The organism is Actinoplanes sp. CA-142083 (assembly GCF_050942195.1).
In the GTDB taxonomy this organism is placed as follows: domain Bacteria; phylum Actinomycetota; class Actinomycetes; order Mycobacteriales; family Micromonosporaceae; genus Actinoplanes.
The window spans coordinates 4,172,228-4,197,662 of sequence record NZ_CP192076.1; the positions used below are offsets into that span (position 1 = coordinate 4,172,228).

Here is a 25,435-nt window from a genome sequence, read left to right on the forward strand (position 1 = left end):
CCGCGCCGCCCACCCGCGCCGCCCACCCTCCACCCGTGCCGCTCACCCGTGCCGCTCACCCGTGCCGCCCGGCCGCGCCGCCCGGCCGCGCTGCCCGGCCGCGTCGCCCGGCCGCGCCGCCCGGCCGCGTCGCCCAGCCGTGCCGCCCAGCCGCGCCGCCCACCCGCGTCGCCCACTCCCAAGGCGCGTGCCCTCGCGCCGTGCGTACCTCCACGTGGGGACCCGCGTGCGTATGCCCCATCGGTCCTTCTTGCGTCGCGCAGCCTCCGGCCGGGCGCAGATCCGATATTTCGGTCATGTCGTTCATCGGCGGCGAGCGAGTGCGGAAGCGTTGATGAATTGCCGCGCGCTCGGGACCCGAACTCATCATGATCGGCGGCAGCTCCCGGTCGGGCGAGGCGGCCTTGATGAGTTGCCGTGAGCTTCGGACGGCGGCTCATCATGATCTGGCGCGGTCGACGCCCACCGGGTCAGGCGCCGGGTTTGACGAGGCCTGTCTCGTAGGCGAGGACCACCGCCTGGGTGCGGTCGCGCAAGCGGAGCTTGGTCAGGACGTGGCCCACGTGTGTCTTGATCGTGGTCTCGCTGACCTGGAGGGCTTCGGCGATCTCAGCGTTGGAGTGGCCGCGAGCCACATGGACGAGGACCTCCCGTTCGCGGTCGGTGAGGGCGTCCAGCTTGGACGTGGTGGTGGTCTCCGGGGCGGGCAGCGCCTCGGCCACCCGGGTGAGGATGCGGGCCAGCACTGCTGGGGTGATGACAGCCCCGCCGCCGGCCACCGCACGAATCGCCGTGATGACCTCGGCCGGCGGAGCGTCTTTGCGCAGGAAGCCCGCGGCCCCGGCAGCGATCGCGCTCAACACCAGTTCGTCGCCGTCGTGGTCGGTGAGGATCAGCACCCGCACGGGCAGACTGGTCGATGTCACCGCCCGAGCGACCGCCATCCCGTCCAGCCGCGGCAGCGCAACCTCGGCGATCAGCACATCGGGCAGCAGCCGCCGCGCGAGCTCGACCGCCTCAGCGCCGTCCCCAGTTTCGCCGGCTACAACAATCTCCGGTCCGTCGGCCAGGGGCACGCCGGCCTCCCGGTCGCCGCCGGCCACGGCCGCGGCCGTCTTCGGCCCGCCGGCCATGTCGGTTTCCGACCGGCTGCCGCTCTCTGCGTGGCGCGGCGCGGTGGTGGCCAGCACCATGCGCATGCCGGAGCGGTGCATGGGCGCGGGGTCGGCCAGCAGCACGCGCAGCGGCCTCGCGGCCGTCGTCTCGCTCACCGTGCGTCCCCGCCCCCTCAGCCCCGTCGTTCTCAGCGCCCGTCACGCGTAGCCCGCTCGCGCTCAGCGCGCGCTCGCGCTCAGCCCCGCTCGCGCTCAGCTCGCCGTTGCGCTCAGCGCGCCGTTGCGCTCAGCGCACTCGCACTCGCACTCAGCGCACTCGCGCTCAGCGCACTCGCACTCGCACTCAGCGCACTCGGCGCCCGGTTGCGCTCAGCGCACTCGCGCTCAGCGCCCGGTTGCGCTCAGCGCACTCGCGCTCAGCGCCCGGTTGCGCTCAGCGCACTCGCGCTCAGCGCCCGGTTGCGCTCAGCGCACTCGCGCTCAGCGCCCGGTTGCGCTCAGCGCACTCGCGCTCAGCGCGCCGTCGCGCTCGGCACGCTTGCGCTCCGCGCACCTGGCGTTCAGCCGCTCGCGCGCAGCCCACGCGCAGAGCCCTCTCTCGCGCTGAGCCCGGTTGCGCTGGGCGCCTGGTTGCGCTCGGCGGCGTCGCGCTTGGCAGTGCTTGGGCGTCACCCTAGGCGATCGTCGTCGGCGGGGGTTAGGTCGATGGTCACGGGTGCCTCGGTGGGGAAAGGTGGCGGGGTGCCGCCGAACTCGGGGCACAACGCCTGGTGGCTGCACCAGCCGCACAGGCGGCTCGGTTTGGGGCGGAAGTCCTGGTCGCGCTTGGCCCGCTCGATGGCCTCGGAGAGGGCCACCAGGGTGCGTTCGAAACGTTCCAGCTCCTCGGCGTCGGGGCTGTAGTCGCAGATCTCGGCGTCCTTCAGGTAGAGCAGGCGGAGGACGCGCGGGACCACGCCCCGGGTGCGCCAGAGAACCAGGGCGTAGAACTTCAGCTGGAACAGGGCGCGGCCCTCGAAGGCCTCGCGTGGAGCGCCGCCGGTCTTGTAGTCGACCACGCGCAGGTCGCCGGCGGGGGAGACGTCCAGGCGGTCGATGTAGCCGCGGATCAGCAACGTTTCGTCGACCAGGGTGGAGATGAGGGCCTCACGCTCGGCGGGCTCGAGTCGCTGGGGGTCCTCCACCGCGAAATAGCCGTCGAGCAGGGCGGTGGCGCTTGCCAGGAACGCGGCCAGGCGGGCGGCCTCGTCGGGGGCGGGGAGGTCGATCAGGGCCTGCTGACCGGTTGCGTCGGCCTCGGCGAGCAGGACCGCGGGGTCGAGTCGTTGAACGGGCGCCCCAGGCTGTGACGCGAGCGCCGGGGCGGCGCTGGGAGCGGGCGGGGGCGTGGCGCCGGGAGCGGGGGTGGCGGCGTCGACGGGCGGTGCGACCTGCGGCGGTGCGGGCGGGCGCTGGGTGGGGGCGGCGGTGGTGAAGAGCTCGGCCAAGGACGGCTCGGCCTCCAGCAGGGACTGCCACGCGGGGGCGACCAGAGCAGCCGCAGCGGCGGGGGTGCGGTCGGCGGCGGGCAGGTCGAACAAGCGCTCCAGGACGGCGTGGACCAGGGTGCCTCGCATCTGGTCGGCGGTGGGCTGCTCGGGGATCTTGTCGATGGTGCGGAAGCGGAACAGCAGCGGGCAGGTCTTGAAGTCGGCCGCCCTCGACGGCGACAGCGAGGGGCCGGTGGTGGGGAGCGAGACCGTCTGTGCCGTCATGTCAGAAAGGCTAGGGCAGGGGTACGACGAAAACGCATGACGGCCCGGCTGCCACGAGTCCGTAGCATTCTCGGCGTGGAGCAGAGCACGCCGCAGCCCCGGCGGGCCGGCCGGGGCGGTCGGCCGGTGGGTCACGTGCTGGGCATCCCCGTGTTCGTGAACGCGTCGATGCTCGTTCTCGCCGCGCTGGTGACGGCCGTCTACGGCGGCTATGCGCGGGCCGAGCTGAACCTCCAGGAGCCGTGGGGCTACTTCGTCGGCCTCGGCTTCGTGGCGTGCCTGCTCGGTTCGGTGCTGCTGCACGAGCTGGGCCACGCGCTGACCGCCCGCCGGTTCGGCATCGGGGTGCGCGGCATCACGCTGGAGCTTCTGGGCGGCTGGACCGAGATGGACCGCGACGCCCCGAGCCCGCGGGTCGACGCCCTGGTCAGCCTGGCGGGGCCGGCGGTCTCGATGGTGCTCGGCGGGCTGGCGACGGTCCTGACGCTCGCGCTCCCGGACCGTACGATCACCGAGCAGATCGCCTTCCAGCTGGCGCTGAGCAACATCCTGGTGGCGGTCTTCAACGTGCTGCCGGGGCTGCCGCTCGACGGCGGCCGGGCGCTGCGGGCGGGGCTATGGGCGCTGCTCAAGGACCGCAACACGGCGACCGAGGCGGCCGCCTGGTCGGGGCGGATCCTCGCGTTCGTCTGCATGCTCGTCGCGCTGTGGCTCTACCGTCTCGAGACGCTGACGCTGTTCGGCCTGCTGTTCGTGGTGATGGTCGTCTTCACCCTGTGGCAGGGCGCGGGGCAGTCGATCCGGCTGGCCCGGATGACCCGCCGCTTCCCGCTGGTCGACCTGGCCCGGCTGGCCCGGCCCCTGCTGACCGTTCCGGCCGGCACCCCGCTCGGCGAGGCCCAGCGCCGCCGCTCGGAGGACCCGCGGCCCGACGTGGTGCTCGCGGTGTCGGACTCGGCCGGTAATCTCACCGCACTGGTCGACCCGGTCGCCGCCGAGCGCGTCCCGGTCGACCGGCGCCCGTGGGTGGCCGTCGACTCCGTGTCCCGGTCGCGTGACGCGGTGCCCGCGCTGCCGCTCGGGCTGACCGGGGAGCAGGTGGTCCGCGCGCTGCAGGCCCACCCGGCCGGGCAGTACGTGGTCACCTCGGGCGAGGATGTGGTGGGCGTGCTCCGCGTCGGCGACGTCGCCGAGGTCCTGGAGCCGCGCCGGCCCCGCCGCCCGTAATGATCGAAAGAGCAGAAAGAAGCACGTGACAACACCGACCGCCACCGGCCCGTTCCGCGAGGGTGACCGCGTCCAGCTCACCGACCCCAAGGGCCGGATGCACACGATCGTGCTGGAGCCCGGCAAGTCGTACCACACGCACCGGGGCGCCCTGGAGCACGACGACCTGATCGGCCTGCCCGAGGGCAGCGTGGTGACCTCCGCCGGCGGCACCGCCTACCTCGCGCTGCGCCCGCTGCTGAGCGACTACGTGCTCTCCATGCCGCGCGGCGCCCAGGTGATCTACCCGAAGGACGCCGCGCAGATCGTGGCGATGGGCGACATCTTCCCGGGCGCCAGGGTCCTGGAGGCGGGCGTCGGGTCGGGCGCGCTGACCTGCTCGCTGCTGCGGGCGGTGGGGGAGCACGGCGAGCTTCACTCGTACGAGTTGCGCGAGGACTTCGCCGCGATCGCCCGCAAGAACGTGGAGAACTTCCTGGGCGGCCCGCAGAAGGCCTGGAACCTGCACGTGGGCGACGTGGCCGGCAACCAGGAGACCGGCTTCGACCGGATCGTCCTGGACATGCTGACCCCGTGGGAGGCGCTCGACATGGTGGAGCGCTCGCTGGTGCCCGGCGGCGTGTTCATCGGGTACGTGGCGACCACGCCGCAGCTGTCCGAGCTGGTGGAGGCGCTTCGCGAGCGCGGCGGCTGGACCGAGCCACGGGCCTGGGAGTCGCTGGTCCGCGACTGGCACGCCGAGGGTCTCGCGGTCCGCCCGGACCACCGGATGATCGCCCACACCGCCTTCCTGGTCTCGGCACGCAAGCTGGCGCCGGGCGTGATGGCACCGCCGAGGCGTCGCAAACCGAGCAAGGGCGCCGAGGCGTACGCGTTGAAGCGTGCCGCCCAGGCCGCGCTGAACGCCGCGGGGGTCGATGTGCAGCTCGCGGCCGAGGAAGCGGCGGCGGCCGAGGAGCAGGACTGAACGGGAACGTCCGGGTATCAGATAACGTCCCAAATGCGCCGGAAGTTGAGGGCGAAACGGACGAACGGGATCGATGACCGTTACCCGGGCGAGCGATGTGACTACGGCCGGTCCGGTCGGGTAGCTTCCTGTGGGGCAGCGGAAGCGGACGGGAGGATCGGGTGGGCGCGATGAGTTCTCCGCCGTTCGGTGGCAGCAACGAGATGCCGGCGGTTTTCCCCGACTGGTCGCCGTATCAGGACCTCGACTCCGCCGCCCGGGCCTACCTGCGCGACCCCGAGGTGGCGCTGGACGCGCTGTTCGGCGTGCTCCGCGGCGCCTCGGTGCTCTGCTTCACCCTCGAGCGCTTCGTCAACGAGGTCAACGGCGTCTGGCAGGAGGTCGTCATCTGTGACGGCAGCCGCCTGGTGCTGTGGCACGGTGAGGATGTGGCGCCCGGCGACGGCCCGGTCGGCTCGATGACCTCGTCGCTGCGGGTGGTGCCGCTCTCCACGGTGACCGAGGTGGGCTGCCGACGGCGGCTGACCCGCACCTCCAACGGCCAGGCCCGGGTCGACAGCATCGACGTCTACCTGCTGCTCAGCTCGATCGACGACGCGGTCCCGCCGCCCGGGCTGGAGGAGGGCGAGGGCCGTCCGGCGATGCGGCACGACGCGCTGCGCTTCGGCAAGACGCTGGACGACGGCGGGCCGGGTCAGATCGCCCGTCTCGAGGAGTTCAGCCGCGTTGTGGCCTCCCTGGTGGGAAGGCCCACACTCTAAACCTCTGTTTCGGGCTTGTGACTTTTGCCGCGAATTTGGGACGGCGCAGTTGCTTGCCGGGCAGAAAGTGCTAAGTAGCGGTCGGCCACCTGTCAGCCGGCGCCCGGCCCGGCGATCTCGACATCGTCGGCGGACCGCACGACGTGGATGCAGTCGCCGGGGCACTCCTTGGCCGCGTCGATCACCTCGAGGCGCAGCCGCGGCGGCACATCCGTGCGCACACCAGGGGATTGCAGCAGCTCACCGCCGGGATCCTTGACGTACGCGAGGCCGTCGATGTCGAACTCGAAGACCTCGGGCGCGTACTGCACGCAGAGCCCGTCGCCGGTGCAGAGGTCCTGATCGATCCAGACCTGCAGCTCGTCCGTACCGGTCTGTACCGACACCCACAACCTCCCGAAAATGGCCCCAGCCGACGGTACCGGATGCCTCCGACAACTAACTTGCGGCCACTGGCCGAATGGATCAAGACTCGGTGACGAGGGTGTTGCATGGGTCGAAATCCGGTCCGCAGCAGCTAGTGTTATCGCAAGACGTTCGAGCCCCCGGGGAGGTGGGACGTGGCACGTAGCGACGAGGCGGATTCACGCGCCGCACGTTGGGAGAAAGAGGCCAACGATCTCTCCAGCCAGGTCGCGTTCCTGCAAGAGGAACTGGCGCTGGTTCGGCGAAAGTTGACCGAAAGCCCACGACACGTCCGGCAGCTCGAGGAACGGCTTGCGGCGACGCAGGCGCAGCTGGCCCGAGTGACCGAGAACAACGACCGGCTCGTGGCGACCTTGAAGGAAGCCCGGGCCCAGATCGTCACTCTCAAGGAAGAGATTGACCGGCTCGCCCAGCCGCCGAGCGGCTATGGCGTATTCCTGTCCGCACACGAGGACGGCACCGTCGATGTCTTCACCGGCGGCCGCAAGCTGAGGGTGGCGGTCTCGCCGTCGCTCGAGGTGGAGGAGCTGCAGCGGGGCCAGGAGGTCCTGCTCAACGACGCGCTCAACGTGGTCGACGCGTTCGGCTTCGAGCGGTCCGGCGAGGTGGTCACCCTCAAGGAGGTGCTGGCCGGCGAGAACGGGCTTCCGGGCGACCGGGCGCTGGTCGTCTCGCACGCCGACGAGGAGCGCATCGTCTTCCTCGCGGATTCCCTCGACACGACGAAACTGCGCGCGGGCGACTCGCTGATGATCGAGCCGCGTTCGGCGTACGCGTACGAGCGGATCCCCAAGAGCGAGGTCGAGGAGCTCGTCCTCGAGGAGGTCCCCGACGTCGACTACACCGACATCGGTGGCCTGCACTCGCAGATCGAGCAGATCCGCGACGCGGTGGAGCTGCCGTTCCTGCACGCCGACCTGTTCCGGGAGCACCAGCTGCGCCCGCCGAAGGGCATCCTGCTCTACGGCCCGCCCGGCTGCGGCAAGACCCTGATCGCCAAGGCGGTGGCCAACTCCCTGGCCAAGAAGATCGCCGAGCGGCGTGGCGAGGAGAAGCACACCAGCTACTTCCTCAACATCAAGGGCCCGGAGCTGCTCAACAAGTACGTGGGCGAGACCGAGCGGCACATCCGCCTGGTCTTCCAGCGGGCCCGGGAGAAGGCCGGCGAGGGCACCCCGGTGATCGTGTTCTTCGACGAGATGGACTCGATCTTCCGGACCCGTGGCTCGGGTGTCTCCTCCGACGTGGAGAACACGATCGTTCCCCAGCTGCTCAGCGAGATCGACGGCGTCGAGGGCCTGGAGAACGTCATCGTCATCGGCGCGTCCAACCGGGAAGACATGATCGACCCGGCGATCCTGCGCCCCGGCCGGCTCGATGTGAAGATCAAGATCGAGCGGCCGGACGCCGAGGCGGCCAAGGACATCTTCGGCAAGTACATCCTGGCGGGCCTGCCGCTCTCGTCCGAGGACCTGGCCGAGCACGGCAACGACCGCGACGTCACGGTGGCCGCGATGATCGAGGCCGTCGTCCTGCGGATGTACACCGAGTCCGAGGAGAACCGCTTCCTGGAGGTCACCTACGCCAACGGTGACAAGGAGGTCCTGTACTTCAAGGACTTCAACTCCGGCGCGATGATCCAGAACATCGTGGACCGCGGCAAGAAGATGGCCATCAAGGAGTTCCTCACCTCCGGCAAGAAGGGGCTGCGCCTGCAGCACCTGCTCGACAGCTGCGTCGACGAGTTCCGGGAAAACGAAGACCTCCCCAACACCACCAACCCCGACGACTGGGCCCGCATCTCCGGCAAGAAGGGCGAGCGGATCGTCTACATCCGCACGCTCGTCTCCGGCGGCAAGGGCGCCGAGGCCGGCCGCTCCATCGAGACGGCGACCAACACCGGTCAGTACCTGTAAAGATCCATCGGAACGCGGGCGGGGGGTCACCCTCCGCCCGCGTTCTCGTTGAAGGTAAGTGACCAGCCCCGCTCCCGTACGCCTGGCGTGGCTCGACGCGCTGCGCGGTTACGCCGCCCTCGTGGTCGTCCTCTTCCATCTCAGCCCGAAGGTGATCGGCACCGGTGCGCACCTGGCGATCTACCGCCACTTCGACGCCGGCAAGTACGGCGTGCTGCTTTTCTTCCTGGTCAGCGGCTATGTGATCCCGATGTCGCTGGAGCGGCACGGCAGCCTGCGCCGCTTCTGGATAGGACGGCTGTGCCGTATCTACCCGGCATATCTCGCGGCGATCGCGCTCGTGGCGATCCTGGCCGCGGCGGGCTGGCTCGCCTGGCCGGCGTCGCTCCGGCAGGAGACGTGGGCGAGCGCTCTCGCACACGCCACGATGATGAACGACCTGGTAGGCCTGCGCGGCTCCGTCCGTGTCTTCTGGACCCTGTCGTACGAGATGGTCTTCTATCTGATCGTGTCGGGCCTGTTCGTGCTGCGGTTGCATCGGCGCAGCGCCTGGTGGGCGGCGGGGCTGGCGCTCGTCGCGCTGGGCGGCGGCGCGGCGCTGCCCGACGACCTGCTGGGCGCCACGTTCGCCGATCGGCGGGCCACGGCCGCGATCCTGCTGGTGATCACGGGACTCAGCGTCCTCGCGTACCTGAAGGACCGTCTCGTGCCCGCCGCCGGCGCCGCCGGCATCACCCTGGTCCTGCTGCCCGCCGTGAATGGTCATGCCACCAAGGAGAGCACCGTCATCGCCTCCTGGCAGGGCGTTCTGCTGTTGGCAGTAATGTTTGCCGGCACGGTCGTCTACCGGTGGCAGCACGCCCAGATCGGCGGCCGCGAGGCGGCCTTCTCGCTGACGGTGGTCGCCCTCGGCGTGATCGGTGCGCATTGGACACACCTGGGCACCGGCGCGGCCCTGCGACTCTGGCTGGCCACCGTCGGCGCGGTCACGGTTACGTTCCTTTTCGCGTACGCCATGAGAAACCGAACCCTGCCCGTCGTCTTCACGTGGCTGGGGCGGGTCAGCTACTCCCTGTACCTGCTGCACGTGATCGTCCTCATGCTGATGCCGAGGGTGGTCCCAGATCTCGGGACGCACGGGTGGGAGTTCCGGGTGACCGCCGGGCTCGCGTACCTCGCCGCATCGCTGGGAACCGCCTGGCTCGCGTACCGGATGGTGGAAATGCCCGGCCAGCGACTCGGCCGGAAGATCGCCGCGAAGCTCGAGCCCCGCCCGGCCCCGGCGAGCTTGCTCGCCACCCAGCGTGCCGCGCCGGGCACGGGCAGAGGCGAGAACGAGCGCCAGAGCGTCTAGGCTCGATACATGAGCAGCAGCGTGGCGCGCGGGATGGTGGTCGCATGAGCGTTCGACGGATCATGGGTACCGAGGTCGAGTACGGCATTTCGGTGCCCGGGCAGCCCGGCGCCAACCCGATGGTCACCTCGTCGCAGGTGGTCAACGCCTACGGCGCGCGTCCCGAGCTCAACCGCGGTGGACGCGCCCGCTGGGACTACGAGGAGGAGTCGCCGCTGCGCGACGCCCGGGGGTTCACCTACTCCGGCGCCGCCTACGACCCGGCCGACGCGCTGGCGGACGAGGATCTCGGTCTGGCCAACGTGATACTGACCAACGGCGCCCGCCTCTACGTCGACCACGCGCACCCGGAGTACAGCACCCCCGAGTGCACCAACCCGCTCGACGTGGTCAAGTGGGACAAGGCCGGCGAGCGCGTCATGGCCGAGGCCTCACGCCGGGCCGCCACGATCCCCGGCGCGCACCGCATCCAGCTCTACAAGAACAACACCGACAACAAGGGCGCATCGTACGGGTCGCACGAGAACTACCTGATGCGCCGGCAGACCCCGTTCGCCGACATCGTCGCGCACCTCACCCCGTTCTTCGTCACCCGCCAGGTGTTCTGCGGGGTCGGCCGGGTCGGCATCGGTCAGGACGGCTCCGGCGCCGGCTTCCAGATCTCCTCGCGCGCCGACTTCTTCGAGGTGGAGGTCGGCCTCGAGACCACGCTGAAGCGGCCGATCATCAACACCCGCGACGAGCCGCACGCCGACGCCGACAAGTACCGTCGCCTGCACGTCATCATCGGCGACGCGAACCTCTCCGAGATCGCGACGTACCTCAAGGTGGGCACGACCTCGCTGGTCCTCGCCATGATCGAGGAAAAGGTGTTCACCGGTGAGCTCGGCATCGCCGACCCGGTCTCGGAGCTCAAGTCGGTCAGCCACGACCCGGCGCTCAAGCACCTGATCCGGCTGCGCGACGGCCGCCGACTCACCGCCCTCGACCTGCAGTGGGCCTACTACGAGCGGGCCCGCGCGTTCGTCGAGGACCGGGCCGGCGACGACGCCGACGACCAGACGCTCGACGTGCTCGACCGCTGGGAGGACGTGCTCGACAAGCTCGGCCGCGACCCGATGCTCTGCTCCGACACCCTCGACTGGGTCGCCAAGCTGCGCCTGCTCGACGGCTACCGCGAGCGGGAAAACCTGGGCTGGTCGTCGCCGAAGCTGCAGCTGGTCGACCTGCAGTACGCCGACGTGCGGCCGGAGAAGGGCCTCTACCACCGCCTGGTGGCCCGTGGCTCGATGAAGACGCTGCTGGACCCCGAGGACACCCAGGCGGCCATGTACGAGCCGCCGGAGGACACCCGGGCCTACTTCCGGGGCCGCTGCCTCGCGCAGTACGCGTCCGAAGTGGTCGCGGCGAGCTGGGACTCGGTGATTTTCGACGTCGGGCGCGAGTCGCTCGTCCGGGTGCCGATGATGGAGCCGGAGCGCGGGACCAAGAAGCACGTCGGGGCGCTGTTCGACAAGTGCGAGAGCGCGAAGGACCTGCTAGAGGTCATCACGAGCCGCTGACCAGCCAGATCGCCCCGCGGGGGCGCGGGTTCTCCGCGCCGTCCGAAGGACCAGGCGCCGGAATTAGCACAGCCCCGGCGGGGCGTTTTGTCACAGGGCCGAGGTAGGTTTTTGTTACCCGATGTTGTGCGACTTCGGGTGGCTTGAAAGGGGACACCGATGGCAACCCGAGACACCGGCGGTCAGTCGCAGTCCGGCAAGAGCCGCAGCGCGGAAGAGGTCGAGGACGTCACCGTTGAGGCCAACCCGGAGGTAGCCGAGCGCCACGCCGAGATCACCGAGGACGTGGACGACCTGCTCGACGAGATCGACTCCGTCCTGGAGGAGAACGCCGAGGAGTTCGTCCGCGGCTACGTGCAGAAGGGCGGCGAATAACCTCTTTGTCCGATTTCTCCGTCGGACCTGAGAGTTTCGCCCTGAGATGAATTCGTGGGGCCGCCCGGAACGGACAATCCGGGCGACCCGGGGGAAAGTGCGGGTCGTCGTGCGCCGCATCGGGCAGGCTGGTCCTGGCCGTGCGCCGGCGTGGACGGCCCGCGTTCCGTTCAGGCTTGAACACGTTGATCGCGATCATCGCACCGGCAGGGAGAGCGGGATATTGTGCTTCAACTGCGACGGCGTCCCGGGGGTGTGGGCGCCGGTGCGATCACGTATCTGAGAGGAACCACGTGACACAGGGCTTTGATCCATCCGGGCGACTGCCGGATTTCTTCATGAACGCGGGGACGTCCTCCTTCACGCAGTTCCTGACCCACGCGTCCCCCGAGCTGCTGCCGGGCCGGCGGCCGCTCCCGCCGGGCATGGCGGCCGACCTCGCGCCGCACGGCACGACGATCGTGGCCATCGCGACGGCCGAGGGCGTGATCATGGCGGGCGACCGCCGGGCCACGATGGGCAACCTCATCGCGAGCCGGGACATCGAGAAGGTGCATCCCGCCGACTCGTACTCGCTGATCGGCATCGCCGGCACGGCGGGCATCGGCATCGAGCTGATGCGCCTGTTCCAGGTCGAGCTCGAGCACTACGAGAAGATCGAGGGCATCATGCTGTCCCTCGACGGCAAGGCCAACCGGCTGGCCGGCATGGTGCGGGGCAACCTCGGAGCGGCCATGCAGGGCCTCGCGGTGGTGCCGCTGTTCGCCGGCTTCGACCTGTCCCCGGCCGACTCGTCGCGCGCGGGCCGCATCTTCAGCTTCGACGTGGCCGGCGGGCTGTACGAGGAGACCGGGTACGACTCGATCGGCTCCGGCTCGCTGTTCGCCAAGTCCGCGCTGAAGAAGAAGTACCGCCCCGGCGTCAGCACGGCCGACGCGATCACGCTGGCGGTCGAGGCGCTCTACGACGCGGCCGACGACGACACCGCGACCGGCGGCCCCGACGTGAGCCGCAAGATCTACCCGGTGGTCATGACCGCGACCGCGGAGGGCACCCACCGGCTTTCGGAAGACGAGATCACGGCGGTGGCCGAGCGGGTCGTCGCCGGGCGCATGGAGAACCCCGGCGGCTGAGTTGACCCGCGGCGGAAAACCGATGCAACACCGGTTTTGAGTCCCGCTTCTCACCACGCTTTCATCCGGGACCGAGAGGAAGTAGCCAGCCGTGGCCATGCAGTTCTACGCATCACCCGAGCAGGTCCAGCGCGACCGCTCGGAGTACGCCCGCAAGGGCATCGCCCGCGGCCGCTCCGCCGTGGTGCTCACGTACGAGGGCGGCATCCTGATGGTCGCCGAGAACATCACCACCCTGCGCAAGATCAGCGAGATCTACGACAAGATCGGGTTCGCGGCGGTCGGGCGGTACAACGAGTTCGAGAACCTGCGCCGGGCCGGCGTGCGGATGGCCGACCTCAACGGCTACAGCTTCGACCGGCGCGACGTGACCGGGCGCGGGCTGGCCAACGCGTTCACCCAGACGCTCGGCGCCATCTTCTCCGAGACGCAGAAGCCGTACGAGGTGGAGATCTGCATCGCGCAGGTCGGCGCCACCCCCGAAGCCGACGAGCTGTACCGCATCACCTACGACGGCTCGGTGATGGACGAGCCCGGCTTCATGGCGATGGGCGGGCAGGCCGAGGCGATCTCCAACGTGCTGCGCGAGCGGCACGACACCGCGGCCGACCTGACCACCGCGCTGGCGCTGGCCGCCGAGGCGCTGGGCAGCGTGGGCGGCGAGAACGGCCAGACCCGCACGCTCGAGGCCAAGCAGCTCGAGGTGGCGGTGCTCGACCGGCGGCGCAAGGGCCGGGCGTTCCGCCGGATCGCCGGCACGGCGCTGACCACCCTCCTGACCGGCAGCGGCAGCGTGGCGGAAAAGGACCTGGGCGACGTCGACGCCGCCCCGCCGAGCCCGGCCGAGGACAAGCCGACCGTGTCGGCCGCGTCGGTGGACACCGAGGACGAGCGCAAGGCGCCGGGGAAGCCCAAGGCCGCCGACGACCCGGACGAGCCGGCCGACGACGTCAACGGCGACGGCTCCTGATGTGGAAGGCCCGCTCGGCATCGAGCGGGCCTTTTTCGTCAGCTGTGCCAGACGGCGGCGACCTCGGGGGCCAGGCGTGAGCCCTGCGCCACTCCGGCGTCGATGGCGGCCGCCCAGCGCCCGGTGTCGAAGACGTTCGGCCCCAGCGCCGCCAGCGTCGCCTCGTCCGGAGCGACCAGCGCCACCTTCGACCGCTCCCGCAGCGCCTCGATCTCCGCGGCCGGCGCCCCGTGCATCCGCACCGGGGCGAGCGGCGCCAGCACCACGATCCGCGCGCACTCCGCCGCCAGATCCGCGTTGGTGCCCGACCGCACCCCACCGTCCATGTAGCGCCGCCCGTCCACCGTCACCGGCGGGAAGATGGCCGGCACCGCGCAACTGGCCGCCACCGCCCGGTCGAGCGGCACCCCGGACCCGCGATCCCACACCGCCGGATCCCCGCTGGACGCCTCGACCGCTGTGATCAGCAGCGGCCGCGCCGGCCACTCGTGCAGCGGCAGCCGCCGGGTCAGCGATCCGATGTACGGCTCCTCCGCCACCACGTCCGCCTCGAGCGCCAGCCGCCCCACCGTGCGGCGGATCGCCGGGGCCTCCATGGTCGTGTCGGTCAGCGCCGCGAACGCCGCCGTGCCCCGCTCCCAGTCCGGCCGGATCGGCGGGTCCGCGTCACCCATGCGCGCCTCGATGCGCTGCGCCTCGGCCAGGTCGATGCCCGCCGCCACCAGCGTGCCGGTGATCGACCCGGCCGACGTGCCCACCACGAGGTCGGCGCCGGTCAGGTCGACGCCCGCGTCCCGCAGGCCGGCGAGCACACCGAGATGCCAGGCGATGCCGGTGATCCCGCCGGCCCCGAGGACGAGAGCGCTCTCCATGATCTATGGGTAGCACGCCCGGGCTCACGACGCCGAGTCGAGAACGAGGCGGAACCGGGCATCGCCGGCCATCATTCGCTCGAACGCCTTCGGGGCTTCGGACAGCGGCACGATCTCGTTCATCGAGCGCACGCCGTGCCGTACGGCGAAGGCCAGACTGTCCTCGGTCTGGATCGCCGTGCCGACCATCGTGCCGTTGATGGTCCGCACCGGGAACAGCATCTGGCCGGTGTCCACCTGGATCGGGCCGCCACCGCCGCCCACCACCACGAGCCGGCCGTGCGGCGCCAGGCCGCCGATCAGCGCCGACATCGAGCCGCCGTCCGCCGCGGTGGCCAGGATCGCGTCGGCGCCGCCCAGCCGCTGCAGGGCCTCGGCCGGGTCCTCGGAGATGTACGAGTCCGCGCCGAGCTCGACCGCGAGGGCAGCCTTGCCCGGGTCGCGGCCGATCGCCACCACCCGATGCCCGAGCGCGCGGGCGAACTGGATGCCGAGATGGCCCAGCCCGCCGATGCCCTGCACCGCGACCAGCGAGTCCGGCCGCAACCCGAGGTCGGTCAGCCCGCGGAACACGGTGATCCCCGCGCACAGCAGCGGCGCCGCCTCGACGGCGCTCAGGTCAGCGGGGAGGCGGACGAGGCCGCTCGCCCGGGCGTACGCGATCTCGGCATAACCACCATCCACCGTTGTGCCGGTTTTCTGCTGATCGGCGCAGTTCACGAAGTCGCCGCGCCGGCAGAAGTCGCACTCGTTGCAGGGCCCGTTGAGGAACCCGACGCCGACCCGATCGCCCGCCCGCCACCGGCGCACGCCGTCCCCGACCGCGTCGACGACCCCGGCGATCTCGTGCCCGGGGATGATCGGCGTCGCCGGGTCGGCCCGGAACAGGCCGAACGCCGCGAGCGCGTCGCTGTGGCAGACCCCGCAGGCCTCGACCCGGATGCGCACCTCGCCCGGCCCGGGCTCGCGCAGCTCCCGCTCGACGAGCGTGAACTCGGCGTGCCCGGACACCTGGTAGGCGCGGTAGGTAGTGGTCATCTCGTCCCTCAGTTCCCGAACGTGAACAGGATCTTGCCGGAGCGGCCCGGCCGGGCGGCGTGCTCAAGGGCGCGCTCATACTGGTCGAGCGGGTAGGTGGCCTCGACCGGGGTGTGCAGGGTGCCGTCCGCGACCAGGGCGGCCAGCTCGGCGTACACCCGCTCGATCTCGTCGTTGGTGTTGGCCGCGAGCCAGTTGCTGATCCAGAGGCCGCGATGGGTGAGGCCGCCGAAGACCAGGGGGCCGAGCGGCAGGCGGGGACTTTCGCCGCCGGCGATGGCCGAGTACGAGACCAGCGTTCCGCCCGGGGCGAGCGCACCCGCGAGGGCCTCGCCGGCCGGCCCGCCCGCGCCGTCGAAGGCCAGCTTCGGCGTCTGCTCGAAACGTGCGCCGTCGAGCACCACCTCGTCGGCGCCGAGGGCACGCAGCTCGTCGACCAGTTCGGGGCGGCGCACGACGTTGATCGTGCGCACGCCGGCCCGGCGGGCGAGGGCGATGACCGCGCGCCCGACCCCGGAGTTGCCGAGGTTCTGCGCGATCCAGTCGCCCGGCCGCAGGGTGACGTAGTCGTTGAGCAGCAGGTACGCGGTCAGCGGGTTGATCGACAGCATCGCCAGCTGGTGCGCGTCGACGCCCTCGGGCACCGGCACGACGTTCGCGGCCGGCACCACGACCTGGTCGCCCCAGACTCCCTGCCGGTAAGGGTTGATCACCACCACCCGCTTACCGACCAGGCCCGCGTCCTCGGCGCGCACGACCCGCCCGACGCCCTCCGCGCCGAGGACGGCCGGGACCTGCGGCTGAATCGGGTACCAGCCGTTGGCGTACAGGGTGTCGACCGGGTTGATGGCGGCGGCCTCCATGGCGACGAGCAGGTCGCCCGGGCCGGCCGTGAGCTCGGGGTCCTTGACCAGGCCGGCGGTGGTGGCGGGGTCGCCGAGAGCGGGGAGAACGAGTTGGCTCATGGCCTGTCCTTCGGTCTATTCGACTAAGACACTTACATCGAGGGCAACGTAGCATTGGCTTGTAAGTGGCTACAACGACTAGCCCGTCATGAAAGGATGTGACCATGGCAACTGGCGCGGCGACCGCGATCGTCGACCTGCTCAACTCCCGGCCGTACGCGGGCCTCGCCGACAAGCTCGACGACCCCGCGGCCGCGCAGCTCGTCCTGCGCCCCTTCGGCCAGGAAGAGCCCCCGCCGGCGTCGCGGATCGAGCAGATCCGGGCGGTCCGCGACACGCTGGTGTCCCTGGCCGACGAGTCGGGAGACTGGGCCGACCTGACGGCGAGGCTCTCCGGCAGCGTTTTCAACTTCAACTTCGAGGCCGATTCCGTACGCCTTCGTCAGGTCACCGGCGACCCCGTGGTGGGCCGCGTCGCCCAGGCGGTCGCGACCCTGGTCGAGGAGGGCAACTGGAGCCGGGTCCGGTTGTGCGCCAACGAGATCTGCCGCGAGGCCTTCTACGACAGCACCCGCAGCCGCACCCGCCGCTGGCACTCCTACGAGTACTGCGGCAACAAGGTCAATGTGGCCGCGCACCGAGCGAGAGGCAAGTGATGGCGGCCATCGTGGAGCTGTGGCGCTACCCGCTCAAGAGCGCCCTCGGAGAGCCCTTGCGCACGGCCCACGTCTCACTCACGGGCGTGGCCGGCGACCGCCAGTGGGCCTGCGTGGACCCCGCCGACGGCACGGTGGGCAGCGCCAAGCACCCGCGCCGCTGGGGGCGCCTGCTCGAGGTGACCGCCCGGTCCCTGGACGACGGCGGCCTGGCCATCCAGGTCGGCGCCGACGTGTACGAAGCGACCGGCGATGCGAGTCCGCGCGGCGTTGCGGGTGGGCGCGGCGATTTCGGTTTGCGCGGCGATGCCGGCGTGCGCGGGGATGCGCGTGCGGGTGGCGATGCCGGCCCGAACGGCGATGCCGAGGCGGCGCTGGCGGCTCATCTCGGGCGGCCGGTGCGGTTGACCCGGGAGGTCCCGCCCGAGGCCCGGCTGCACCGCACGCTGCCCGGCGTCGACGGCATGGTCCCTGATTGGATGTCCGGCCTGCGCCCCGGCGACGACGCGGTCACCGACCTGGGCGGCGCCGGCGCGGGCGGCTTCGTGGACTTCGCTCCCGTCCACGTCGTCACCACCGGCGAGCTGGCGAAGCTCGGCGCCACCCCGAGCCGCTTCCGTCCGAACATCGTCCTCGACGCCGACAACGACCCGGAGCCCGGCGCCGAGATCCGCCTGGGCGACGTCGTCCTGCGCGCGATGTCACCGACCCCGCGCTGCGTCATCCCCGGCCTCGACCACGGCCCCGGCGTCCCCGCCGACACCGAGTTGCTGCGCACCCTGGCCCGCCACTACCGGGTCGAGGTCGCGGGTCTCGGCAAAGCGGCCTGCTTCGGCGTCTACGCCGAGGTCATCCAGCCCGGCGAGCTGCGCGTCGGCGCCGCGTCCGGCTGACGCCGATCGGAATGACGACGCGTCGGAGACCGGGCCGGGCCGCCTGTCAGTCGGGGAGCAGCGGGCGCCACCAGGCCGGGTGGTCGCGGTACCAGCGGATCGTGTCGGTCAGGCCGGCGGTGAACTCGACGCGGGGGCGCCAGCCCAGCTCGCGGCGGATCTTGTCGTCGTCGAGGGCGTGGCGGTGGTCGTGGACCTTGCCGTCGTCGACGGGCTCGACGTGGTCCCACGGGAGGCCCATGCGCTCCAGGATCAGGTCGACCAGGTCGCGGTCGGCCAGCTCCACGCTGCCGCCGATGTGGTAGACGTCGCCGGCGCGGCCCTCCAGCAGGGCCAGGGCGATGCCGTGGCAGTGGTCGTCGACGTGCAGCCAGTCGCGCACCCGGGTGCCGTCGCCCGGCAGATGGGCCGTGCGGCCGTCCAGCAGGGCCGTGACGAGGCGGGGAATGGTCTCCCCAGGGTCCTGGAAGGGACCGTAGTTGTCGCTGCTGCGGGTGACCACGACGGGCAGGCCGTGGGTGCGGTGGTAGGCGAGCGCCATCAGATCGGCGCCGGCCTTCGCGGCCGCGCCGGGGGTGGTGGGGGCGATCGCGGAGCGCTCGGTCCAGGCGCCGGTGTCGATCGAGCCGTAGACCTCGTCGGTGGAGATGTGGACGAATCGGGACACGTCGCGGGCCAGGGCCGCCGCCAGCAGGGACTCGACGGCGGGGACGTCCGCGCCGGCCCGGGCCGACGCGAAGTGCACGATCGCGTCGTGGCCGCGCAAAGCGGGGAGGACCACGGCCGCGTCCGCGACGTCGGCCGGTACGAAATCCAGGCGCTTGCTCTCGGCCACGGGACTCAGGTTCGCGAAGCTTCCGGCGTACGCGAGCTTGTCAAGAACCGTGACCGACGCACCCTCGAGACCCGGCAGATGGTCGGCAAGGATGGCTCGCACGAAGTGCGAGCCGACGAACCCGGCGCCACCGGTGACGAAAAGCCTCATCGCCCCGCGAGTTTATCCACGCCCCGGGAGCGGCCACCCGATCCGGTGATGAGAGGTCCACGCGTTGTGGCGGGCAATGCGCGAGTGGTGACTGCCAATGGGTGGCCGATGAGGCTAGTGTTTCGACATGGAACGGCGAATTTTCGGCCTCGAGACCGAGTACGGAGTCACGTGTACTTATCGGGGGCAGCGGCGGCTGTCGCCGGACGAGGTGGCCCGCTACCTGTTCCGCCGAGTGGTGTCGTGGGGGCGCAGCAGCAACGTGTTCCTCCGTAACGGCGCACGGCTCTACCTCGATGTCGGTTCCCACCCCGAGTACGCGACCCCCGAGTGCGACTCCGTCACCGACCTGGTCGCCCACGACCGGGCCGGCGAGCGGATCCTGGAAGGCCTGCTCGTCGACGCGGAGAAACGTCTGCACGACGAGGGCATCGCGGGGGAGATCTACCTGTTCAAGAACAACACCGACTCGGCCGGCAACTCGTACGGCTGCCACGAGAACTACCTGGTCTCCCGCCACGGCGAGTTCGGCCGGCTGGCCGACGTGCTCATCCCGTTCCTGGTCACCCGGCAGCTGATCTGCGGCGCGGGCAAGGTCCTGCAGACGCCGCGCGGCGCGGTCTTCTGCCTGTCGCAGCGCGCCGAGCACATCTGGGAGGGCGTCTCCAGCGCCACCACCCGGTCGCGCCCGATCATCAACACCCGCGACGAGCCGCACGCCGACGCCGAGCGCTACCGCCGCCTGCACGTGATCGTCGGCGACTCGAACATGAACGAGGTCACCACCCTGCTCAAGGTGGGCTCGGCCGACATCGTCCTGCGGATGATCGAGGCCGGCGTGGTGATGCGCGACCTGTCGCTGGAAAACCCGATCCGCGCGATCCGCGAGGTCAGCCACGACGTCACGGGCCGCCGCAAGATCCGCCTGGCGAACAACAAAGAGGTCTCGGCCCTCGAGATCCAGCAGGAATACCTCGCCAAGGCGACCGAGTTCGTCGAGCGGCGCGGCGGCGACCAGACCGCCAAGCGGGTCGTCGAGCTGTGGGGCCGGGTGCTCAACGCGATCGAGAGCGGCGACCTCGACCCGGTCGCCCGCGAGATCGACTGGGTGTCGAAGTACAAGCTGATCGAGCGCTACCAGGCCAAGCACGAGATCCCGATGTCGCACCCGCGCATCGCTCAGCTCGACCTCGCCTACCACGACGTGCGCCGGGGCCGCGGCCTCTACGCGCTGATGGAGAAGCGCAAGCAGGTCGACCGGATCGCCAACGACCTGGAGATCTTCGAGGCCAAGGAGACGCCGCCGCAGACCACGCGGGCGCGGCTGCGCGGCGAGTTCATCAAGCACGCGCAGGAGAAGCGGCGCGACTTCACCGTCGACTGGGTGCACCTCAAGCTCAACGACCAGGCGCAGCGCACCGTCCTCTGCAAGGACCCGTTCCGGGCGTACGACGAGCGGGTGGAGCGTTTGATCGCCAGTATGTAGAGCTAATCTGGTGCGCTATGACCGAGCGCGAGCGCACCGCCGAGGATGTCGCCTGGGGCCGGGTGCAGCGCAAACGTGAGCGCATCCGGTCCGAGATCCGGCGCAACCGGGCCGGCGGCCACAAGATCCCGACGTGGCTGCTGGCCGTGGTGCTCGGCATCATCCTGCTCGGCTGGCTCTGGCTGGTCGTGACTTCGTAAAAGCAACCGTCCGGCACCCGTGTCCGCAACCCGCGCCCGGTCTCATTTAGCCCGTGAAGCGTTACGCCCTGGTCGCCGCGCTGGCGATCGCCGCGTATCAGCTGATCCCGTCCGGAGGCTGGTGGGAGAGCGGCTGGCAGGTCGCGATCGGCTACCTCGGCGTCGCCGGCATCCTGGCCGGCGCGCGGCGGCTGCCCCGGCGGGAGCGCCTGCCCTGGTGGTGCTTCGCCTTCGGCCTGGCGGCCAACGTCACCGGCATCCCGGTCTCCATCTACGCGATCGACGTGCTCGGCATCGACAGCCTGCCCGGCCCGGCCGACCCGATGTTCCTGCTGCTCTACCCGGCATGCGGGCTCGGCATGGCAATCCTGATCCGCCGCCGGGAGCCCCGCCACAACTGGACCGCGCTGGTCGACGCCGCCACCATCACCACCGGATTCGGGCTCCTCGCCTGGGTGTATGTGATCAAGCCGGTAGCCGTCGGGCAGGACATCGACATGCTCGGGCGGGCGGTGCAAGCCGCGTACCCGATCGGTGATCTTTTGCTGTTGGCGATGCTGACCCGTCTGCTGCGCGGCGGCGGGCCCCGCGGACCGGCCTTCTGGTGGATCGCCGGTTCGCTCATCGCGTTCCTGGTCGGCGACCTCGCCTGGGTGGTGATCGGCGACCTGGGCAGCACCGGCGTGGCCCTCGAGGACACGCAGTGGGTGCACCGCTGCATCGACATGGTGTTCCTGGTGGCGTACACGTTGTTCGGGATCGGCGCACTGCACGGCGACGCCCGGGAAGTGGGCTCGGTGGCGCCGCGGCAGCCGGCCCGGCTCGGCCGTGGGCTGCTGGTGCTGCTGGCCGCGGCCTCGCTGATCGCGCCCGGCCTGCTCATGGTGCAGCTCGCCCAGGGCCAGGTGCGCGACGGCTGGGCCATCGCGATCTGCTGCACGGTGCTGTTCCTGCTGGTGGTGGTCCGGATGGCGCAGCTGGTGCGGGAGATCGAGCGGCAGGCCGCCACGGTGCGTGACCTGGCCCGCCGCGACGAGCTGACCGGCCTGCCCAATCGCCGCGTCTGGAACGAGGAACTGCCCCGGGCCCTCGAGCTCGCCCGGCGCGACCGGAGTCCGATGAGCGTGGCGCTGCTCGACCTCGACCACTTCAAGATCTTCAATGACACGTACGGCCATCCGGCCGGCGACCGCCTGCTCAAGGAGGCGTCGGCGGCTTGGCACGGTGCGCTGCGCGCGGTCGACTTGCTGGCTCGGTACGGGGGCGAGGAGTTCGTGGTGCTGCTGCCGGACGTTTCCGAGGACGGGGCGCGCCAGATCGTCGAGCGGGTGCTGGCGGCTACGCCGCAGGGGCAGACGTTCTCGGCCGGGATCGCGGTCTGGGACGGGAGCGAGACGCCGGAAGAGCTGGTTACGCGGGCCGATGCGGCGCTCTATGAGTCGAAGGCGGGTGGGCGAAATCGGGTTACGGTGGCGCCGCCTGTGGACAGCCGCCCGGAAATGTCACACCCGGCTGCTTGAGTGGGCCCCACCCGGCGGGGTGGGTCAGGTCAGCACGCCTTGCGCTCGGGGTCGCCGCGGCGGTGGTTACTGCTGGTGACGCCCTGTTGCGGGTGTGGGGGTGCCTAGGTCGGGCTGCCATGGCGTGGTGGCGTGCTTGGTCAGCCTGCGTGCGGCCCGTTGCGCTCGTCCCTTGCTTGCCGCCTTCGACGGCGGCCTCGACGTGGGCTCGGCCTCGGCTTGCGGGGGCTGCGCCGGGAGCGCTCTGTTGGCTTGCGCGGGGGCGCGCTCTCGCCTTGCGAGGGGAGCGCTCCGGTCGGCTTGCGCGGGGACGCCCTCGCGGCTTGCGCGGGGGCGCCCTCTCCCTTGCGCGGGGAGCGCTCCGGTCGGCTTGCGCGGACCGCGCCCGGTTGGGCGATCTTGATGAGTTGCGGCTTGAGGCGAACGGGTATTCATCATCGATGACCGTCCTTGATCGGGTGTCATCGACATAAGCGGATATTTCCGGCTACGCCTCCCATGATGTGGACCGCTCGTCCAGTCGCCGGGACGTGCGGTCGGCATGCGGGACAGCGTCCATCAGGTGGAAGCCTTCGCCGCATCGCGGGATCCCCACGGCGGGCGCGATGTGGCGCACTCACGGCAGCCACCCACGCGGGGCGCTGGATGAGGCCAAGGCTGAAGGACGTAATCGGGTGACGGTCGCGCCGCCTGGGGACAGCCTCCGGAAAATGTCATACCCGAGTGCTTGAGTCGGCCCCACCCACGAGGGTGGGGGAGGTTCGTGGCGAGCCAGCAAGCCAGCAAGCAAGCCAGCCACCTAATAGCAGCCGTTCCGATTGACGTAGTCGCCGGCCATGTCCAGCAACGCCCGCGTCGCCCGCGTGGGCTCCGCCGACGCGAGCCGGGCCAGCGCCAGCGTCCACGAGTGCGCCGGCGGGTCGAGCTCGACCGCCACGACGCGCGCGCCGGCCTCGGTGGCCAGCGGCGGCACCAGGGCCACGCCGATGCCCGACTCGACGTACCCGGGGATGGTCGTCACGTCGCTGACCTCGACGGCGATGCTGCGGCTGATGCCGGCGCCGCGGAAGTCGGCGTCGGTGCGGCCGCGGTTGCAGAAGCCGACCGGCAGGTCGATGAAGGACTCCCCGGCCAGCTGCGTGCGGGTCACCGACCGCCGCTCGGCGAGAGCGTGGCCGGCGGGGACGAGCAGCCGCGGCTGGAACGTGGTGATCGGCTCGAGGAGCAGGCCGGGCAGGTCGGTGGACTCGACGCCGACGAACGCGACGTCGAGCTCGCGCGAATGCAGCGCCGTCAGGAGACCGTCGCTGCCGGCGGCGTCGATCCGCAGGCTCAGGTGCACCCCGGGGTGCCGCCGGCGGAACTCGCCGGCCAGCGACGGCAGGTCGACGGTGGTGAGGCCGGCCAGGGTGCCGATGCGCAGACTGCCGGTGACGCCGGCGCGGGTGCCGTCGACCGCGGCGCGGGCCTGGCCGAGCGAGTCGAGGGAGCGCCGGGCCTCGGGCAGCAGCGCCCGGCCGGCCTCGGTGAGCCCGACCCGGGTGGTGGTGCGGTCGAAGAGGGTCGCGCCCAGCTCGCGCTCGAGGGCCCGGACGCTCGCCGACACGGTCGACTGCACGGCGTGGGTGCGCCGGGCGGCCCGGGTGAAGCTCAGCTCCTCGGCGACCGCGACGAAGAACTCGAGCTGACGCTGCTCCATCGAGACACCTTATCGCCGACGGCGATCAGGTCAACCAGAACTATTCGTTTCCGGCGAACGGTCGGCGCCGGTAGACCTGAGGCATGAACGTTTTCCTGACCGGCGCGACCGGCTACATCGGCTCCTCCGTCCTCTCCGCCCTGGTCTCGGCCGGGCACACCGTGACCGCGCTGGTCCGCGACGAGGCCAAGGCCCGCGGCGCCGGCGCCACACTGGTCGTCGGCAGCATCGACGACCGCGAGCTGGTGCGCCGCCTCGCCGCCGGCGCCGACGCGGTGATCGCCACCGCCTCGCCCGGCGACGCGACCAGCGAGACCGTCGAGACGGCCTTCGCCGAGGCGGTCCTCGAGGGCCTGCGGCCCGGCGCCACCTTCGTGCGTACCGGCGGCATCTGGGTGCACGGCTCCGGCGCGGCCATCACCGAGGACACGCCGCGCGACGCGCCCGGCCTGGTGGCCTGGCGGGAGGAGCTCGACACTCGCGCGCTGGCGGCCGAGGGCGTCCGCTCGGTGCTGATCGAGCCGGGCATCGTCTACGGCCGCGGCACCGGGATCATCGGCGTGGTCGTGTCGTCCGCGCGTGACGGAAGCCTGGTCGGTCCCGGCACCCAGCACTGGACCACCGTTCACGTCGACGACCTCGCCGAGCTGTATGTGGCGGCCCTGACCCAGGGCGGGGGCGGCGTCTACCTCGGCGTCAGCGGGCACAACCCCACCGTCCGTGAGCTGGGCGAGGCCGTGAACAGCCAGGCAATGCCCGAGGAGCCGGCCGCGCTCGTCGCCCGGCTCGGCGCTTTCGGCGCGGCGTTGCTGCTCGACCAGCAGGCGACCGGCGAGAAAGCGCGCCGCGAGCTGGGCTGGAAGCCGTCCCGCCCGTCGGTGCTGGAGGAGATCGCGAGCGGCGGTTACGACCCGGCCTGAACCGGCGGCCGGGCCACGATCCCGGTCGGACGGGACCGGGGAGGCAGTCAGCCAGGCGATCCAGGTGCCGGCTGCGGCGCCGGGCAGGGCGGCGGGCGAGCAGCTTGAAGCGCGTTATATGCGTCCTAGCGGCGCCGCTGATAGTGGCGTGCGACGCGAGCCCGGTTGCCGCACCCCGCTGAGCACCATTCCCGCCGGGCGTGGTCCTTCACGAAGAACAACAGGCAATTCGGCGCGAGGCACGGCCGCAGCCGCTCCCGCCCGGGCCCGGCGAACAGCTCGACACCCTGGCGGGCGATCACCGCCACGGCGAGATCGCCGGCGCCGTCTGCCCGGAATGCCCGCGACGGCTCACCGTCGTCGGGCCAGACGATCTCGGGCCACGTCCGGGCGAGCGCGTTCAGCGTGGCGATCGCCTTGCGCCGGGTGAGCTCGGGCGCGGTGGCCGGCGGCCGCGGGTCGCCGGTCGCCTCCGAGGCCAGCAGCCGCAGCGCATCGCGCAGCTCGCGCAGCTCCGGAGTGGCCGGGCCGGGCGCGACGCCGGACTCGGCCTCGACCCGCCCGGCCACCGCGGCCAGCCACGCGGCCGCCTCCGCGTCGTCGTCCAGCACGTCCTCGGGGCCGTGCCGGCCGGCGTTGACGGTGTTCATCAGCTCCACGGGGAGCGGCTCACCGAGCAGGATCACGCCACCCATCCTAAT

General features: G+C 71.3%; 24 protein-coding genes. 15 read left to right on the forward strand and 9 right to left on the reverse strand.

All coding sequences use genetic code 11. The features are described 5' to 3' along the window. Positions 1–470: 470 nt before the first annotated feature. Entirely contained in the window at positions 471–1,271 is an 801-nt protein-coding gene (locus tag ACQPZX_RS19080; RefSeq protein ID WP_433382512.1) for a LuxR C-terminal-related transcriptional regulator, read from the reverse strand. Positions 1,272–1,783: 512 nt separating this feature from the next. Then, a complete protein-coding gene (locus ACQPZX_RS19085; protein WP_433382515.1) occupies positions 1,784–2,869 on the reverse strand; it encodes a RecB family exonuclease in 1,086 nt (361 codons plus the stop codon). A 75-nt stretch (positions 2,870–2,944) separates the two neighbouring features. On the opposite strand from ACQPZX_RS19085, the gene ACQPZX_RS19090 reads away from it, so the two are divergent. The 3 genes from ACQPZX_RS19090 to ACQPZX_RS19100 all read left to right on the forward strand — a co-directional run bounded on the left by ACQPZX_RS19090 (position 2,945) and on the right by ACQPZX_RS19100 (position 5,824). Then, on the forward strand, positions 2,945–4,096 hold the full coding sequence (locus ACQPZX_RS19090) for a site-2 protease family protein (RefSeq protein WP_433382518.1): 1,152 nt from the start codon (positions 2,945–2,947) through the stop codon (positions 4,094–4,096). 25 nt (positions 4,097–4,121) lie between these two features. Beyond that, positions 4,122–5,063 (forward strand): tRNA (adenine-N1)-methyltransferase, encoded by a 942-nt coding sequence (locus ACQPZX_RS19095; protein ID WP_433382521.1) that lies wholly within the window; start codon positions 4,122–4,124, stop codon positions 5,061–5,063. A 170-nt stretch (positions 5,064–5,233) separates the two neighbouring features. Continuing rightward, the gene (locus ACQPZX_RS19100; RefSeq protein WP_378966977.1) at positions 5,234–5,824 is read left to right on the forward strand and encodes a hypothetical protein; all 591 of its coding nucleotides are present in this window, start codon (positions 5,234–5,236) and stop codon (positions 5,822–5,824) included. Positions 5,825–5,916: 92 nt separating this feature from the next. On the opposite strand, the gene ACQPZX_RS19105 is transcribed toward ACQPZX_RS19100, so the two are convergent. Then, positions 5,917–6,210, reverse strand: a complete 294-nt coding sequence (locus tag ACQPZX_RS19105) for a ferredoxin (RefSeq protein WP_433382525.1) — start codon at positions 6,208–6,210, stop codon at positions 5,917–5,919. 174 nt (positions 6,211–6,384) lie between these two features. Between ACQPZX_RS19105 and arc the strand changes: the two genes are divergently transcribed. The 6 genes from arc to prcA all read left to right on the forward strand — a co-directional run bounded on the left by arc (position 6,385) and on the right by prcA (position 13,560). Continuing rightward, entirely contained in the window at positions 6,385–8,166 is a 1,782-nt protein-coding gene (arc, locus tag ACQPZX_RS19110) for a proteasome ATPase (RefSeq protein WP_433382528.1), read from the forward strand. A 58-nt stretch (positions 8,167–8,224) separates the two neighbouring features. After that, positions 8,225–9,520 carry an acyltransferase family protein gene (locus ACQPZX_RS19115; RefSeq protein WP_433382531.1) on the forward strand — a complete coding sequence of 432 codons (1,296 nt, stop codon included), beginning with the start codon at positions 8,225–8,227 and terminating at the stop codon, positions 9,518–9,520. Between the two features lie 44 nt (positions 9,521–9,564). After that, positions 9,565–11,082, forward strand: a complete 1,518-nt coding sequence (gene dop, locus ACQPZX_RS19120) for a depupylase/deamidase Dop (RefSeq protein ID WP_433382533.1) — start codon at positions 9,565–9,567, stop codon at positions 11,080–11,082. A gap of 159 nt (positions 11,083–11,241) precedes the next feature. Next, a complete protein-coding gene (locus ACQPZX_RS19125; RefSeq protein WP_020518600.1) occupies positions 11,242–11,457 on the forward strand; it encodes a ubiquitin-like protein Pup in 216 nt (71 codons plus the stop codon). 293 nt (positions 11,458–11,750) lie between these two features. Further along, positions 11,751–12,590: a proteasome subunit beta gene (prcB, locus tag ACQPZX_RS19130; protein ID WP_433382537.1), complete on the forward strand. Its 840-nt coding sequence runs from the start codon at positions 11,751–11,753 to the stop codon at positions 12,588–12,590. A gap of 91 nt (positions 12,591–12,681) precedes the next feature. Further along, positions 12,682–13,560, forward strand: a complete 879-nt coding sequence (prcA, locus tag ACQPZX_RS19135; RefSeq protein ID WP_433382540.1) for a proteasome subunit alpha — start codon at positions 12,682–12,684, stop codon at positions 13,558–13,560. A 38-nt stretch (positions 13,561–13,598) separates the two neighbouring features. Here prcA and ACQPZX_RS19140 read toward each other — a convergent pair whose 3' ends face one another. From ACQPZX_RS19140 to ACQPZX_RS19150, 3 genes are read right to left on the reverse strand one after another with little or no spacing between them, the layout of a single operon-like run. Continuing rightward, positions 13,599–14,432, reverse strand: coding sequence for a patatin-like phospholipase family protein (locus tag ACQPZX_RS19140; RefSeq protein WP_433382543.1), 834 nt, complete (start codon positions 14,430–14,432; stop codon positions 13,599–13,601). A gap of 24 nt (positions 14,433–14,456) precedes the next feature. Next, positions 14,457–15,470, reverse strand: coding sequence for an alcohol dehydrogenase catalytic domain-containing protein (locus tag ACQPZX_RS19145; protein ID WP_433382545.1), 1,014 nt, complete (start codon positions 15,468–15,470; stop codon positions 14,457–14,459). Positions 15,471–15,478: 8 nt separating this feature from the next. After that, positions 15,479–16,435 (reverse strand): zinc-dependent alcohol dehydrogenase family protein, encoded by a 957-nt coding sequence (locus tag ACQPZX_RS19150; protein WP_433382548.1) that lies wholly within the window; start codon positions 16,433–16,435, stop codon positions 15,479–15,481. Between the two features lie 104 nt (positions 16,436–16,539). Between ACQPZX_RS19150 and ACQPZX_RS19155 the strand changes: the two genes are divergently transcribed. After that, positions 16,540–17,031 (forward strand): CGNR zinc finger domain-containing protein, encoded by a 492-nt coding sequence (locus ACQPZX_RS19155; RefSeq protein ID WP_433382550.1) that lies wholly within the window; start codon positions 16,540–16,542, stop codon positions 17,029–17,031. Further along, complete coding sequence (locus ACQPZX_RS19160) at positions 17,031–17,924, forward strand: MOSC domain-containing protein (protein ID WP_433382553.1); 894 nt, start codon at positions 17,031–17,033, stop codon at positions 17,922–17,924. The genes ACQPZX_RS19155 and ACQPZX_RS19160 overlap by 1 nt, the downstream gene beginning before the upstream one ends. Positions 17,925–17,970: 46 nt before the next feature. Here the strand turns inward: ACQPZX_RS19160 and ACQPZX_RS19165 are convergent, their stop codons facing one another. Next, positions 17,971–18,909: a dTDP-glucose 4,6-dehydratase gene (locus ACQPZX_RS19165; protein WP_433382556.1), complete on the reverse strand. Its 939-nt coding sequence runs from the start codon at positions 18,907–18,909 to the stop codon at positions 17,971–17,973. A gap of 127 nt (positions 18,910–19,036) precedes the next feature. Here ACQPZX_RS19165 and pafA point away from each other — a divergent pair, with 127 nt between their 5' ends. Genes pafA through ACQPZX_RS19180 form a run of 3 tightly spaced genes read left to right on the forward strand, consistent with a single transcriptional unit; the run spans position 19,037 to position 22,115 of the window. After that, positions 19,037–20,395: a Pup--protein ligase gene (gene pafA, locus ACQPZX_RS19170; RefSeq protein WP_433382558.1), complete on the forward strand. Its 1,359-nt coding sequence runs from the start codon at positions 19,037–19,039 to the stop codon at positions 20,393–20,395. A 17-nt stretch (positions 20,396–20,412) separates the two neighbouring features. Continuing rightward, a complete protein-coding gene (locus tag ACQPZX_RS19175; RefSeq protein WP_433382561.1) occupies positions 20,413–20,595 on the forward strand; it encodes a hypothetical protein in 183 nt (60 codons plus the stop codon). 53 nt (positions 20,596–20,648) lie between these two features. Continuing rightward, positions 20,649–22,115: a GGDEF domain-containing protein gene (locus ACQPZX_RS19180; protein WP_433382564.1), complete on the forward strand. Its 1,467-nt coding sequence runs from the start codon at positions 20,649–20,651 to the stop codon at positions 22,113–22,115. Positions 22,116–22,914: 799 nt separating this feature from the next. Here the strand turns inward: ACQPZX_RS19180 and ACQPZX_RS19185 are convergent. Continuing rightward, positions 22,915–23,814 carry a LysR family transcriptional regulator gene (locus ACQPZX_RS19185; protein WP_433382567.1) on the reverse strand — a complete coding sequence of 300 codons (900 nt, stop codon included), beginning with the start codon at positions 23,812–23,814 and terminating at the stop codon, positions 22,915–22,917. Positions 23,815–23,897: 83 nt separating this feature from the next. Here ACQPZX_RS19185 and ACQPZX_RS19190 point away from each other — a divergent pair, with 83 nt between their 5' ends. After that, positions 23,898–24,734: an NAD-dependent epimerase/dehydratase family protein gene (locus ACQPZX_RS19190; protein ID WP_433382570.1), complete on the forward strand. Its 837-nt coding sequence runs from the start codon at positions 23,898–23,900 to the stop codon at positions 24,732–24,734. A 125-nt stretch (positions 24,735–24,859) separates the two neighbouring features. Here ACQPZX_RS19190 and ACQPZX_RS19195 read toward each other — a convergent pair whose 3' ends face one another. Then, entirely contained in the window at positions 24,860–25,420 is a 561-nt protein-coding gene (locus ACQPZX_RS19195) for a CGNR zinc finger domain-containing protein (RefSeq protein WP_433382573.1), read from the reverse strand. Positions 25,421–25,435 lie beyond the last annotated feature (15 nt).

Coding starts and splice junctions, on each gene's coding strand:
- ACQPZX_RS19165 (WP_433382556.1), bottom strand. CDS start 18,909: ATGAGGCTTTTCGTCACCGGTGGCGCCGGGTTCGTCGGCTCGCACTTC.
- ACQPZX_RS19190 (WP_433382570.1), top strand. CDS start 23,898: ATGAACGTTTTCCTGACCGGCGCGACCGGCTACATCGGCTCCTCCGTC.
- ACQPZX_RS19085 (WP_433382515.1), bottom strand. CDS start 2,869: ATGACGGCACAGACGGTCTCGCTCCCCACCACCGGCCCCTCGCTGTCG.
- ACQPZX_RS19100 (WP_378966977.1), top strand. CDS start 5,234: ATGAGTTCTCCGCCGTTCGGTGGCAGCAACGAGATGCCGGCGGTTTTC.
- ACQPZX_RS19140 (WP_433382543.1), bottom strand. CDS start 14,432: ATGGAGAGCGCTCTCGTCCTCGGGGCCGGCGGGATCACCGGCATCGCC.
- ACQPZX_RS19150 (WP_433382548.1), bottom strand. CDS start 16,435: ATGAGCCAACTCGTTCTCCCCGCTCTCGGCGACCCCGCCACCACCGCC.
- ACQPZX_RS19155 (WP_433382550.1), top strand. CDS start 16,540: ATGGCAACTGGCGCGGCGACCGCGATCGTCGACCTGCTCAACTCCCGG.
- dop (WP_433382533.1), top strand. CDS start 9,565: ATGAGCGTTCGACGGATCATGGGTACCGAGGTCGAGTACGGCATTTCG.
- pafA (WP_433382558.1), top strand. CDS start 19,037: ATGGAACGGCGAATTTTCGGCCTCGAGACCGAGTACGGAGTCACGTGT.
- ACQPZX_RS19125 (WP_020518600.1), top strand. CDS start 11,242: ATGGCAACCCGAGACACCGGCGGTCAGTCGCAGTCCGGCAAGAGCCGC.
- ACQPZX_RS19145 (WP_433382545.1), bottom strand. CDS start 15,470: ATGACCACTACCTACCGCGCCTACCAGGTGTCCGGGCACGCCGAGTTC.
- ACQPZX_RS19185 (WP_433382567.1), bottom strand. CDS start 23,814: ATGGAGCAGCGTCAGCTCGAGTTCTTCGTCGCGGTCGCCGAGGAGCTG.
- ACQPZX_RS19175 (WP_433382561.1), top strand. CDS start 20,413: ATGACCGAGCGCGAGCGCACCGCCGAGGATGTCGCCTGGGGCCGGGTG.
- ACQPZX_RS19160 (WP_433382553.1), top strand. CDS start 17,031: ATGGCGGCCATCGTGGAGCTGTGGCGCTACCCGCTCAAGAGCGCCCTC.